Below are 12,999 nucleotides of genomic sequence, written 5' to 3'. Positions count from 1 at the left end.
ACCGGCCGCCGCAGTTCCGCATGCACCAAACAACCCGCATAAATCAGATAACAAGGAGCAACACATGAGGCAGCGCCGCCGCACCTGGCAGACTCTTCTGGCCACCACCGCATCCCTGACCGTCGCCGCCGTCGCCCTCACCGGCTGCGGCGGAGGCACCACGGAAGCGAAGAGCGCCCCGAAGGCCACCGCCGCGTCCTTCGAGGGCAAGGGCCCCATCAACTACGTCTCCAACCGCGACGCCTCAGGCGCCGCGAACAAGAGCATCGAGGAATGGAACGCCGCGCACCCGGACCAGAAGGTCACATTCATCGAACTGCCGGACTCCGCGGACGCCCAGCGCCAGCAGCTCATCCAGAACGCCCAGATCAAGTCGGACACCTTCAGCGTGCTGAACCTCGACGTCGTCTGGACCTCCGAGTTCGCTGCCAACAAGTGGATCATGCCGCTGCCCGCAGACGCCGTCCCCACGGACAAGATGATCCCGGCCACGGTCAACGCCGCCACCTACCGCGACTCCCTGGTCGGCGCTCCGTACTACACCGACGGCGCGCTGCTCTACTTCCGCTCGGACCTGCTCAAGGCCGCCGGCATCGCCGCCGCGCCCAAGACCTGGGACGAGATGAAGACCGCTTGCAAGGCCATCCTGGCCCTCCCGGAAGCCGCGGGCATGTCCTGCTACGCTGGCCAGTTCGACAAGAACGAGGCCCTCACGGTCAACTTCTCCGAAGCCGTTGCCTCCGCCGGCGGTCACATCGTCGACGCCGACGGCAAGCCCACCGTCAACACCGCCGAGGCCAAGAAGGGCCTGAACCTGCTGGTGAACGGCTTCAAGGACGGCATGTTCCCCTCCGACGCCATCACCTACCTCGAGGAGCAGGGGCGCCGCGCGTTCCAGGACGGCAAGGTCGTCTTCCTGCGCAACTGGCCCTTCGTCTACGCTTCCCTGATCGCCACTGACGGCTCCAGCAAGGTCAACGGCAAGTTCGACATCACCTCCATCCCGGGCACCGACGGCCCCGGCGTCTCCACCCTCGGCGGCCGCAGCCTGGCCATCTCCCCGTTCACCCCGAACAAGGCCACCGCGCTGGAATTCGTCAAGTTCTTCACCAGCCAGGAGCAGGCCCAGAAGCGCCTCGCCCTGTCCTCCCGCGCCCCCGTCTACGGCGCCCTCTTCGAGGATCCCGCCGTCGTCGCCAAGCGCCCGTTCTTCCCCACCCTGCTGAAGTCACTAAACAACGCCCAGCCGCGCCCCAAGGTGGTCCAGTACGGCGCCACCACCAAGGCGATCCAGGAAGAGGCATACGCCGCGATCACCGGTAAGAAGGACACGGACACCGCCCTGAACGACATGCAGGCCAAGCTCACCGAGCTCGCCAGCAAGTAAGCACCCACACGCCTGGCCGGCCGGCATCCCGCCGGCCGGCCAGGCATTCTCTCCACCGCTTTCCACTCCAGTGAGGTACCGGGCATGACGACGACGACGACCGCCCCCGCCGGCCTGCAACCCGCGCCGGACGCGAACGGGCCCCGCGCAACCGGGCCCCGCAAACGCGGAAAACGCACTGCCGGCGAAGGCCGGATGGCCGCGATGCTGCTCTCCCCCACCCTCCTGGTGCTGGCCCTGGTGATTGCGTACCCGCTACTCTCCGCGGTGCACCAGTCCCTGTTCCGCGCCGAAACCGGCCTGGACGCGGACGGCTTCGTCTCCGACGTCGACTCCTTCGTGGGCCTGGCCAACTACGCCGACCTCTTCGCCGGCGAATCCGGCCGGCGCTTCCTCAACGCCTTCGCCAACACCACCTTCTTCACGCTCACCACGGTGTTCCTCGAAACCGTCCTGGGCCTCTGCCTGGCCCTCGCCATGAACCGCGCCTTCCGCGGCCGGTCCTTTCTGCGCGCCAGCATCCTGGTCCCGTGGGCCGTCCCCACCGCCGTCTCCGGCCTGCTCTGGCGCTGGATCTTCCAGTCCGACGGCATTGCCAACACCCTGCTGGGCAGCGAAATCCTCTGGACCGCCGAAGGGGACGCCTCCAAGGTGGCCGTCATCATCGCCGAGGTCTGGAAGACCGCCCCTTTCATCGGCCTGCTGGTCCTCGCCGGCATGCAGGTCATCCCCGGCGAAGTCTACGAAGCGGCCAGGATCGACGGCGCCGGCTGGTGGCGCCAGCTCGGCTCCATCACCCTGCCGCTGGTCAAGCCCACCCTGGTGGTGGCAGTGCTGTTCCGCATGCTCGACGCGCTGCGGATGTTCGACCTGCCCTTCGTCCTGATCGGCCCGGGCAAGGAGTCGGTGGAGACCCTCTCCATGCTCGCCTGGGACGAATCCAACCAGCTCCGCTACGGCTCGGCCTCCGCGTTCGCCGTGATGCTCTTCCTCTACGTCGCCGTCGTCGCGATCGTCTTTGTGAAGGTGCTCGGCGCCGACGTCACCGGCGCCAAGGAACTGAAGCTGATCACCAAGAAGTCCCGCCACCTGGCCAACTCCGAACAGAAGAAGGCCGAGGCCACCCGATGACCATCTCAGACCTCCGCAACGCCGCCGCCGATTCCGGCGCCGGTTCCGGCGCGCCCGACGCACGCACCGCCGTCGTCCGCCCCGGCACCCAGAAGCCCAAGCGCACCTGGCGCTCGTACAGCGTCTACGCCGGCCTGGCGCTGATCTTCGCGTACTGCCTGGCGCCGTTCTACTGGATGCTGGTCTCCAGCCTGCGCCGCACCGCGGACATCTTCGACAACTCGCTGCTGCCGGCCCCGTTCTCGCTGGAGAACTACACCAAGGTCTTCGACGGCTCCACGATGTTCGGTCAGGCCCTGCTGAACTCGCTGATCGTTGCCGGCACCACCACCGCGTTTGCCCTACTCCTGGGTGTGTTCGCCGCCTACGCCATCTCCCGGCTGAACTTCCGTTTCAAGTCGCTGATCCTGGGTGTCATCATCGCGACGTCGATGTTCCCGGGCATCTCCGTGGTGGTGCCGCTGCTGCGCCTCTTCACGGACATCGGCTGGATCAACACCTACCAGGCCATGATCGTGCCCAGCCTGTCCTTCGCGATCCCGCTGGCGGTCTGGAACCTCACCACCTTCATGAAGGCCCTGCCGTTCGACCTCGAGGAAGCCGCGATGATCGACGGCTGCACCAAGTGGCAGGCGTTCCGCCGCGTGCTGCTCCCGCTCGCCGCGCCGGGCGTGTTCACCACCGCGATCCTGACCTTCATCCACAGCTGGAACGAATTCATCATCGCGCTGTCCATGATCAACGACCCCAAGATCCAGACCGCCACGGTGGCGATCTCCAAGTTCACCGGCGCCACCGAATTCCAGGCGCCGTTCGGCGAGCAGATGGCCGCCGGCGTGATCGTCACCGTCCCGCTCGTGATCATGGTGCTGGTCTTCCAGCGCCGGATCGTCGAAGGCCTCACCGCGGGCACCGGCAAATGAGCCCTTCTTTGGTCGAGGAAACCGCCCCGGCCCCGGCCGCCTGGTGGGAGTCCGCGGTCATCTACCAGGTCTATCCCCGGTCGTTCGCCGACGGCGACGGCGACGGCGTGGGCGACCTCGCCGGGCTGGCGGCCCGGCTGACGTACATCGCCGCGCTCGGCGTCGACGGCATCTGGATGACCCCGTTCCAGCCGTCCCCGCAGGTGGACCAGGGCTACGACGTGAGCGACTACTGCGGCGTGGACCCGCTGTTCGGCACCATGGAACAGTTCGATACGTTGCTTGAACTGGCGCATTCGCTGGGCCTGCGGGTGCTGCTCGACGTCGTCCCCAACCACTGCTCCTCGGAGCACCCGCTGTTCCAGGCGGCTTTGGCGGCCGGCCCGGGGTCGCCGGAACGGGACATGTTCCACTTCGTCCGCGGTCCCGGGGGTGACACTCCCCCGAACAACTGGCAGAGCGTGTTCGGCGGCCGCGCCTGGAGCCGCGCGAATCCGTCGTCCGAGACAGATCTCGACTGGTACCTGCACCTCTTCTCCGCCGGGCAGCCGGACTGGAACTGGCGCAATCCCGCCGTCGGCGATTACTTCGACGGCGTGCTGCGCTTCTGGTTCGACAAGGGCGTGGACGGCCTCCGGATCGACGTCGCGCATGCACTCTTCAAGGCCGAGGGCCTGCCGGATTCGCCGTCGGCGGGCGGGGTGGTGGACGGCCTTCGGTCCAACCCGCAGGTCTCCGACCAGGAGGAAGTCCACGAGGTCTACCGGCGCTGGCGCACCCTCGCGGAGCAGTATGAGCCGCACCGCCTGCTGGTGGGCGAGGTGAACCTGGAACCGGCCCGCGCCGCCCGGTACACCCGGGCCGACGAGATGCAGCAGGCCTTCGCCTTCGCGTTCGTCAAGCTCGGCTGGGACCCGGAAGCCTGGGCCGCCGTCGGGAACGAGCTCGAGGCGGCGCGCCAATTGCACGGTGCGACGCCGACGTGGGCGCTGGAGAACCACGACATCGTCCGTTCCGCGACGCGCTTTGGCGGCGGGGAGCTTGGCGCCCTGAGGGCACGCGCCGCGCTGGTGGCGCTGCTGGGGCTGCCCGGCCCGGCGTACCTCTACCAGGGCCAGGAGCTCGGACTGCCCGAGGTCGACGTCCCGCTCGAGGCCCGGGTGGACCCCATGTGGGCGCGCGGCGGCGTCTGCCGCGACGGCGCCCGGATCCCGCTGCCCTGGACTGAGGACGCGGCGGTGGGCCATGGGTTCTCGCTCTCCGAAACCGCAAACGAGCCGTGGCTCCCGGTCCCTGCGGGCTGGGGCCACCACGCCGTCGAACTCCAGGATCGAGACTCCGATTCGGTCCTGAACCTGACCAGGGCTGCCCTGGCGTTGCGCCGGAAACTTTGGAGCGACGGGGTCTTCACCGCGGACGACGGCGGCACCTGGCGGGTCGAGGACGGCGGCCTGCTGCTCTGCGAACGCAACGCAAACGTCCTCGTCGCCGTCGCGATGGGGTCTGAACCGGTGAAGCTACCGGCCGGAATGGTACTGCTCAGCGCCGCGCCGCTGGCCGAGGACGGCTGGCTGCAGCCGAACAACGCCGCGTGGGTGCTGCGAGGCTGACCGACTTCAGCTGCCCGGTGATGCCGAACCGGCGTCACGGGCGCCCTGATACGTCCCTTCGGCGCGTTGCTTAACGCCGCGCAGGACGCCGACTTCCATGTAGTGGTGCAATGGGTCTGCAATGAAATAGTCGATGCCGCGGGCCAGCAGCATCGCCCCGGGCACATGGTGAAGGGCGAACACGACGGCCTTGGTCAGCGCCGGGGCGTCCGCCGCTGCGCCCTGGGCCGCCGCACTGAGGTATCCCATCCCCCGCCACCGAATGATCAGGCGGGTGCGGTTCCCCGGGAGAGGGCGCAGCACGAACGCCTCTCCTGCTACGAGGTACCGGTTGGGCTCGATCTCTGACACGGTGGCGCGGACGCCACCGCCATAGGGAACCGGGTCACCGACCTTCAGGTCCTGCAGCTCCGGGTGGATGCGCGTCGCCGAGTGATTTCCGTCGACGTACCGGGCGTGAAACATGGCCCGCTCCACCCGGTCGTGGGTGTAGAACCCTGCGCGGTAGATCCCCATTTGGACTATCCAAGGCCATACGCGCTCCGGCGGCACGTTGATGGTGATGGCCCGCGTGCTTTGAAACCTTGGACGAGGCACCAGCTCGTCACCCGGCAACGGCTCTACGGCTTCCTCACCCTGGGTACCCCACCGCAGCATCGAGGGACGCCACGCCAGATAGGCCGCTATCTCGAGGACCAGCGACACTCCGAAAACCAGCCATCCCTGCGGTTCACCATCCCACTCACCAGCCCTGTAGCGCCGGGTCCTAACGGACACCCGCCCACAGCTCGCGTTCCCAGTTCCGGGGGTCGTGGACCACGCTGGTCTGGGTGTTGAAGACCATGGTGGTCCTGCGTTCGGGACCGTAGCCCGGCCAGCCCGGGTCGCCGGTGGTGGCAAAAGAAACCCAGGCTGCGTGCATCGCGTCAGCCAGTTCCTGTGGCGGGTCCGTCCCGAGCAGCGGCCCGAACAGCCTGGAGTTCCTGTCCAGAGTGTCGAAAACGAACGGGATCTCTATGCCGTGGACGGCGCCGAGGCCGGGGGCCGGCCAGGCGAATTCGTACATGTACGTCCGCCCTGAAGTCGCCGGGGCCACCGTTGCATGGGCATCGGCCAAGCGGATCGCCGGAATCCGCACCCACCAGTCGGTTTCCACGGCGGCGAGCAGATCTCCCGGCGAACTGTCCGGATAGTGGGAGCGGTACTCGCGGAGTGCTGCCTCGGCGGGAAGCCCGTAGGCGCCGAGGGGCGGGAAGCCCTCCACGCTCCTGGATTCCGCCAGGTCCTGCTCGGTGACCTTCCCGATCACGCCAGTTATGGCCAGGAACAACCTCCAGTCCTCGGAGTTGGTTCCGACCATAAGGTCCACCATCGAGCCCGCGCCGGCAGCGATCCTTTCGATCGGGCGCAGCGGCACCGTACTGCCGTCGATTGTCGGCTGCCAGAGCATGAGGCTGGCCAGCACCTCACGTCCCCAGCGCTGCGGGTCCGGTCGGGCAAACAGGTCCGCTTTCAACTCCGCCTGCGCCTCGAGGAACCGCTGGGCCGGTACCGCCGCCATGGCCTCCCGGGTTGGCGGGACGCCCAGCTTCTCGGCGAGGAACCCGCCGATTCGTTGGGCGGTCCCGGAGGGCAACGCGTGGTGGGCTGCCCCGCTCTGCAGGATGGCCCTTCGGAACAACCCCTCGGCCCGGGGCATGGAAAGCAGGACGCCGATGCTCATGGCACCCGCCGACTCGCCAAAAACGGTGACGTTGCCGGGATCACCGCCGAAGGCTGCAATGTTCCCCCGCACCCACTCCAGGGCCGCGATCTGGTCGAGGAGGCCCACATTGGCCTGCCCGTCGCCGAGATCCAGGAAGCCGTCGGCGCCCACCCGCCAGTTGATCACCACACAGACGACGCCGTCCCGGGCAAAGTTCCGGCCGTCATAGGCCGCCGTCGAACCGAATTCGAACGCGCCGCCCTGAATCCAGACCATGACCGGCAAACCGGCCCTGCCGGGGTCCGGGGTCCAGACATTGAGGTTCAGGCAGTCCTCGCCGGCCATCGCGGTATCCCACTCCGAGCCCGCACTTTCCGGAGGAGCCAGCTGGTAAGGAGCCGAGCCGTACCGCGTGGCGTCGCGGGTTTCCGACCACGGCTGGACGGGCTGCGGCGGGCGGAGACGGCTCGCGCCGGACGCGGGCGCACCGTACGGGATGCCCAGGAAACGGTGCACGCCTTCCTGCACGCTGCCGCGCAGCGAGCCAAGTGGGGTCTCGACGACGCTGTCCATGCCTGCCGCCTTCAAGGTCCGGGGTCTGGGGTCGGCTTCCAGCCTTGCAGGCCGGTGTCGGTGGTTGAAGGGCCGAAGGTCGTGTATCGAATCCTCCTTCGGCCCGGCATCCTGCCGACTGCGTGTTCCTGGCCTGTTGCGCTATCACTTGTGGTTGCTCTGGGCGCTCAGAACGACCGTAGGTGATAGCGCATCTGCGGCGCGGAACCACGCCCTGCCCGGCACGGCGGGAGTCTTCCGGTGGCCGCCATCCTCGACGGTGCCGCCACTAAGATGAGGCATGGACTTCGAGGACACGCTGTGGACGGTTCTGGGGGCCGGGCTGGTTCTGCTGATGTTCGTTGACGTTTTTCGGACGCTCCTTTATCCGCACGGTTCTGGCCCGGTGGGCCGCGCGATCATGCGCGGATTCTGGCTCATGTCGAGACGACTGCGGGGCCGCGGCTCCGCCACCGCAGCGCCCCTGGCCATGGCAGCCGTCATTGGCGCCTGGGCAGGAATGGCGGCCATCGGCTGGGCACTGCTGTACCTGCCACATCTGACGGACGGTTTTGTTTACGGAACCGGGGTCCCCGTGGAGGCCGACTTTGCCGAAGCGCTCTACCTTTCACTGGTCACTCTCTCCACCGTGGGGTTCGGCGATATCGTCGCAGTTTCTCCGCTGCTCAGGTTGGTCGTTGCCCTCCAGGCCGTTACCGGTTTCGGCTTGCTGACGGCAACGGTCTCCTGGATCCTGCAGACTTTCCCGGCCCTGAACCGCCGCCGGGCCCTTGCCCACCAGCTGAACTTGTTCAGGGAGGCTGCAGGTCCCGCGGGAGTACTGGCGCTGAACCCCACCCACGCTGCCGGGCTGCTGGAGTCAATCGCCGCAAACATAGCCTCGGTGAGCATAGATCTGCTGGCCTTCCATGAAACCTACTACTTCCGTGAAATTGAGCAGCGCGGCTCCTTGCCCGCCACGGTCGCCTACGCCCAGGACCTGGCAACCGAGGCCCAGCGTAGCGAGAGCCCTGAACTCCGCTTCGCCGGACGGATGCTCCACGCGGCGCTGGACGGACTCGCGGACGTCCTCCGCGGCAAGTTCGGCCATTCCGGAACCACGTCCTCCGATGTGTTCGACAGCTACGAACTGCACCACCGGCATCTGCGGCGAGGGGGACCGGACGGCAAGTAGTCATGACCGGGTCCCGACGCTCCCTCCCGGTTGCTGCCACGATCGTCAAGTGCTTCACTGGACGTTACGGAGGGGAGTATCCCCACATCCGGTCCGTCGTCAGTACGAGAGTCCCAGCATTCTCCGGCGGGCTGGGCCGGGCATCACGGCCGGGAGAGACCTCCAGTTGGTTTGACTGACTGGAAGCAGGTCCTCATGAAAGTTCCCCCGCGCCGCGGCACCGGGCTTCCCGGCACCCTGATCATTGTTCTTACCGGCGTTGATGGCGCAGGAAAATCGACGGCCGGGAGGCTGCTGGCCCAGCGGCTTGTAGCCTGCGGTTACCCGGCAATCCTCACGAGGAACCCGTGTGGGCGGAGCACGATGACCGCGTGGCGTCAGCGGTTCGGCCTTCAGGTCCCTGCCGGCTTGCTGGACGCGGTCGAAACGGGCATCCGCTGCGCCAATGTCCTGGTTTCCCATCTGCGTGCCACGTATTTTTCCGGCATCGTGATCATGGACCGCTACCTGTACTGCCAATTGGCACTCAAGCGCGTCAGGGGACGAAGCCCGGGAAGACTGTTGCCCTGGCTGCTGCGGCGCCTGCCCGCACCGGACATCGTCTTCTACTTCGACGTGCCGGCCGTGGTTGCGCACAACCGCGTCATCGGTCGGGCCACCGACGCTGAGACCCTAGAGAACCTGCAGGCCCTGGATCAGGCCTATAGGGAGCTTGACGACTTCCGTTCCTTTGTCCGGATCGACGCCGGGTCTTCGCCGGAACAAATCGTTGCGGACATCTGGCAGGAACTCGACTTGTCTTGCAGCAGAGCGCCGCGGACCGTTCCGGAGTCTGGTGAGGAACGTGCCGGGAACCGATAGGCCGATACGCGACCGCCGCGGAATCCTCCGGCAGCAGTGTCGGTTCGGTGTGCCAGGAAACCGGGGGGTTACCGTTGAGGGGTTGCTGAAAGGTTCGGCGGCCCATTCAGGAGGCGAAGTGGTCGTAGCACCGGAGACCGTGGACGGCGGAAAAGGCAGTGTCGAACTCCGGGACGACGGCGTCGTCCACTTGAAGTGGTTGTCGGGGATCACCATTGAGGTTGAGGACGCCAGGGCAGCGATGGCGAAAGTTAATGACGTGTGCCAGGGTGTGCCGCGACCGATGCTCGTCGACATGGCTGCGGTTGCGTCAGTCAGCCGGGAGGCCAGGGGCGTCTGGTCCATTCCGTGCGATGCTTCCCGCATCGCCCTCTTGGGACGTTCCCCGGTCGACCGGGTTCTGGCGAACTTTTTTCTTGGAGTGCATATACCTCCCTGCCCCACCCGGTTCTTCACATCCCGCAGCGAGGCGACGGACTGGCTCAATGCCGTCCGGTAGGCGCCGCGATCTGCCGCGCGGGCGGCGGTCCACGGCGCATGGAATGTCGCTGCGTCAACCTGCAGTCCGGGACGCATGAGTCCAGCAGAAGGCGTTGAGGACCCTCGCCTGGAACAACTGGTTGACGGCATTGTCCGGCTGGCCGCCGGAGAGTTGGACGCACGCATTGAGCCCTCGGACCAAAGGGATGCCATCGACGCGGTCATCACCGGAGTCAACCTTCTCGCGGAGGAGCTCGGGCACATCTATACGGACCTGGAGGAACGCGTGGCCGCTCGAACGGCCATGTTGCGTCGAACGCAGGTGGAGCTGGAGCATATGGCCAAGACCGACGCCCTAACCGGTCTGGCCAACAGAACCTTGCTCAACGAGCGGATTCACAATGCCATCCGGACCGAGACCGCCAGCGGAAACGCCCCGGCCGTGCTCATCCTGGACCTGGATTCCTTCAAAGCCGTCAACGACACTCTGGGCCATAGTGCCGGAGATGCCGTGCTGGTGGAGGTTTCCCGTCGTCTCCGCTCCGTCGTCCGGGCCTGTGACACTGTGGCCCGCCTCGGTGGAGATGAATTCGCAGCCCTCATCATCGGGGCGAGCGCGGACGAAGTCATGCTCATCGCGCACCGGGCATGGGAAGCCTTGCAAAAAAGTATGGACATCGGTCCGGAAACGGTCTGGACCACGGCCAGCATCGGTATTTGCCTCCGCGGCCCGGGATGCTCGGCAGAGGATCTGATGCGTGATGCCGATATTGCCATGTACCAGGCCAAAGCCAAGGGCCGGAACACGGTCCAGCTTTTCCACCCGGATATGCTCGAGGCCGTCCAGGAACGGTCCCGGATAACTGCTGAATTGCGTACGGCAGCTGCCAGCGGCCAGCTGGCGTTGCACTACCAGCCGGTGGTTGAGTTGGCCTCCGGCAAGGTCGCCGGCGTCGAAGCCCTCGTCCGGTGGCACCACCCCGTGCACGGAACAATCATGCCGGACAGCTTCATTGGCATCGCGGAAGAGACCGGCCTGATCCTGGAACTGGGCCGGTGGGTCCTGCGCGAGGGGATCGCCCAGCTGGGCCGGTGGAAACAAGAGGCCCCTCACCTGACGGACTTCCGTCTGCACATCAACCTCTCGGCCGCCGAACTTCTTCGCAGCGATCTACTCGACGATGTCAACGAGACCCTGGCCCGGTATGACATTGAGCCCTTCCGGCTCGTGCTGGAGATTACCGAAAGCGTCTTGATGTCCCGCAGGACGGGGGAAGAACAGGTACTCGAGAAGGTCCGCGCCCTCGGCGTCGGACTACAAATCGACGACTTCGGCACCGGCTATTCATCCATCAGCTATCTTCAGGAACTCCCCGCTGACACCGTCAAAGTCGACCACTCGTTGATAAAGAACCTCGAGACCGACCCCCGGCAGGAAAAATTCGTCTCTGCCATCCTGCAGCTGATATCAGCCGCCGAACTCGAGGCAATCGTCGAGGGCATCGAAACGGCCGGACAGGCCGACCGGCTGAAAGCAATGGGCTGCCAGTACGGACAAGGCTATTACTACGGACGCCCCGCCCCCGCCGCGGTAATTCTCGATCGAATCAGTGGCTCCGCGCCCCGGCTGTAAGGTGTGTTTATGTCGAAACTCTGGGACCGGATGCGGCTCGTCCCAACAGTTGTGCGCCTTGCTTCCCGGGCTCCACGAAACCCGCACGCCGCCTGGGAAAGGTACTGGACCGGCGTCCAATCCACCGGTCTTGACGGCGACGTGCTCTGGGACTCCGACTCCCGGGCAGAGCGCAGCCAGTACGCGGACATGGTTCTCGCGCACTTTGATCCGGCCCTTCCCGTCATTGACATCGGCTGCGGCAACGGTAGTTACACTCGATGGCTTGCCACCCTGTTTCCCAAGGTTCTCGGCGTCGACGTCTCCGCCGGTGCCGTGGCCAGGGCTTCACTCGAAGCCCGGGACCTCCAAAGTTGTTCCTTCACCGTCCTGGACGCCACAAAGGCAGGCGCCGGGGACCTCCTCGTGGACCAGGTGGGACCCGCGAACGTCTTCGTCCGCGGAGTGTTTCACGTCCTGAAACCAGGCAAACAGGCTGCGATGGCGGCAAACATGAAAGCCGCGGTCGGAAGCGCTGGACGCGTGTTCCTGGCAGAAACAAATTTCCCCGGAAACAGCCTCGACTACCTGGCGGGACTTGGCGCGACAGGTGACCACGTGCCCAGCCAGCTGCAGCGGGCCCTGGAAAACCTCCCCCGCCCGGGGCGTTTCGGCGCCCGGGAACGACGCAGCGTCTTTCCTGCGGCCGACTGGCGCGTCATTGCGGACGGACCGGTCAACATCGACGTTGTCCCCATGGCCCAGGCCGGCCAGCCGCAACGCGTGCCGGGGTACTTCGCCCTTCTGGCCGGCGCCAACGCCGAACACCACGAAACCCTCCAGCGGGAGGGGCACCGCTAAGGGCGGAGCGGCGCGCTGAGCCACCCCGGATGCCCTATCACCTTTGGCTGTTCTCAGGCCTTGAAAGGGACCAAAGGTGATAGAGCATCCGGGCAACGGTGGCCGGCGTCGGGTGGAGCCGGGGTTCGGCCGCGGCGGTGCAGGATTCCGCCTTACGAGCGCTGGGCGATGTTGAGGATGTTGCCCTCGCTGTCCAGGAACCAGGCGGCCTTCCCCCAGGATGCGGTGGCAACGCCGTTCTCCGTTTTCAGGCCGGGAAAGTCGTACTCTTCGAAGACGACGCCGCGGCCTCGCAGTTCCTCCATCTCGGCTTCGAGGTTGTCCGTTTCCCAGCCCATCTGGGTGTTCTTGGCTGTCCCCGCATTGTCTGTCTGGTAAACGAGGAAGCGGGTTCCTTGCCCGCAGCTGTACATCAGGCTGCCCTCCTCCATGGATTCGGAGGGTTCGATGCCCAGCTTGTCCCGGTAGAACTCCTTCGCCCTGTTGATGTCCTTCGCGGGGAGGACAGCCATGATGTTTGAATCCTTGAACATGATGATTCCCTTCAGTGCGTCGATGACCGCAGTGATGGCGTTGCTCCCCCCGGTTTGAGTCCCGGAGTCACGGTCCGGAGCCCGTGACCGCCCCTCGCGCCGAGCCGGAACGGCCACCTGGGACTCTTCAACGCCGCGCCACCCATCCA

12 protein-coding genes are annotated in these 12,999 nt (G+C 66.3%); 9 read left to right on the top strand and 3 right to left on the bottom strand.

Annotation, left to right across the window (positions count from 1 at the left end; genetic code table 11):
• The first annotated feature begins 64 nt into the window (after positions 1 to 64).
• The 4 genes from FFF93_RS03880 to FFF93_RS03865 all read left to right on the top strand — a co-directional run bounded on the left by FFF93_RS03880 (position 65) and on the right by FFF93_RS03865 (position 5,051).
• On the top strand, positions 65 to 1,387 hold the full coding sequence (locus FFF93_RS03880; protein WP_138770080.1) for an ABC transporter substrate-binding protein: 1,323 nt from the start codon (positions 65 to 67) through the stop codon (positions 1,385 to 1,387).
• Between the two features lie 84 nt (positions 1,388 to 1,471).
• The gene (locus tag FFF93_RS03875; protein WP_186372221.1) at positions 1,472 to 2,518 is read left to right on the top strand and encodes a carbohydrate ABC transporter permease; all 1,047 of its coding nucleotides are present in this window, start codon (positions 1,472 to 1,474) and stop codon (positions 2,516 to 2,518) included.
• Positions 2,515 to 3,441: a carbohydrate ABC transporter permease gene (locus FFF93_RS03870; protein ID WP_261375281.1), complete on the top strand. Its 927-nt coding sequence runs from the start codon at positions 2,515 to 2,517 to the stop codon at positions 3,439 to 3,441. The genes FFF93_RS03875 and FFF93_RS03870 overlap by 4 nt, the downstream gene beginning before the upstream one ends.
• On the top strand, positions 3,438 to 5,051 hold the full coding sequence (locus FFF93_RS03865) for an alpha-amylase family glycosyl hydrolase (protein ID WP_138770081.1): 1,614 nt from the start codon (positions 3,438 to 3,440) through the stop codon (positions 5,049 to 5,051). Before FFF93_RS03870 ends, FFF93_RS03865 begins: the two co-directional genes overlap by 4 nt.
• Before the next feature lie 6 nt (positions 5,052 to 5,057).
• On the opposite strand, the gene FFF93_RS03860 is transcribed toward FFF93_RS03865, so the two are convergent.
• Both FFF93_RS03860 and FFF93_RS03855 read right to left on the bottom strand, forming a co-directional pair.
• Positions 5,058 to 5,567, bottom strand: a complete 510-nt coding sequence (locus tag FFF93_RS03860) for a hypothetical protein (protein ID WP_261375280.1) — start codon at positions 5,565 to 5,567, stop codon at positions 5,058 to 5,060.
• Positions 5,568 to 5,817: 250 nt separating this feature from the next.
• Positions 5,818 to 7,329, bottom strand: a complete 1,512-nt coding sequence (locus FFF93_RS03855) for a carboxylesterase/lipase family protein (protein ID WP_138770082.1) — start codon at positions 7,327 to 7,329, stop codon at positions 5,818 to 5,820.
• 280 nt (positions 7,330 to 7,609) lie between these two features.
• Here FFF93_RS03855 and FFF93_RS03850 point away from each other — a divergent pair, with 280 nt between their 5' ends.
• From FFF93_RS03850 to FFF93_RS03830, 5 genes are all read left to right on the top strand, one after another.
• Positions 7,610 to 8,503, top strand: coding sequence for a potassium channel family protein (locus FFF93_RS03850; RefSeq protein WP_138770083.1), 894 nt, complete (start codon positions 7,610 to 7,612; stop codon positions 8,501 to 8,503).
• 195 nt (positions 8,504 to 8,698) lie between these two features.
• On the top strand, positions 8,699 to 9,364 hold the full coding sequence (locus FFF93_RS03845) for a dTMP kinase (RefSeq protein ID WP_261375279.1): 666 nt from the start codon (positions 8,699 to 8,701) through the stop codon (positions 9,362 to 9,364).
• 118 nt (positions 9,365 to 9,482) lie between these two features.
• Positions 9,483 to 9,863: an STAS/SEC14 domain-containing protein gene (locus tag FFF93_RS03840; RefSeq protein ID WP_138770084.1), complete on the top strand. Its 381-nt coding sequence runs from the start codon at positions 9,483 to 9,485 to the stop codon at positions 9,861 to 9,863.
• A 75-nt stretch (positions 9,864 to 9,938) separates the two neighbouring features.
• Positions 9,939 to 11,477, top strand: a complete 1,539-nt coding sequence (locus tag FFF93_RS03835) for a bifunctional diguanylate cyclase/phosphodiesterase (RefSeq protein WP_138770085.1) — start codon at positions 9,939 to 9,941, stop codon at positions 11,475 to 11,477.
• 9 nt (positions 11,478 to 11,486) lie between these two features.
• Positions 11,487 to 12,317 (top strand): bifunctional 2-polyprenyl-6-hydroxyphenol methylase/3-demethylubiquinol 3-O-methyltransferase UbiG, encoded by an 831-nt coding sequence (locus FFF93_RS03830; protein WP_138770086.1) that lies wholly within the window; start codon positions 11,487 to 11,489, stop codon positions 12,315 to 12,317.
• 152 nt (positions 12,318 to 12,469) lie between these two features.
• On the opposite strand, the gene FFF93_RS03825 is transcribed toward FFF93_RS03830, so the two are convergent.
• Positions 12,470 to 12,850, bottom strand: coding sequence for a VOC family protein (locus FFF93_RS03825; RefSeq protein ID WP_138770087.1), 381 nt, complete (start codon positions 12,848 to 12,850; stop codon positions 12,470 to 12,472).
• Between the last annotated feature and the right edge of the window lie 149 nt (positions 12,851 to 12,999).

Source organism: Arthrobacter sp. KBS0702 (genome assembly GCF_005937985.2).
Taxonomy (GTDB): Bacteria; Actinomycetota; Actinomycetes; order Actinomycetales; family Micrococcaceae; genus Arthrobacter.
Note: the sequence above shows the minus strand (reverse complement) of the source record. Positions and strands in the feature narration are given on the sequence as shown.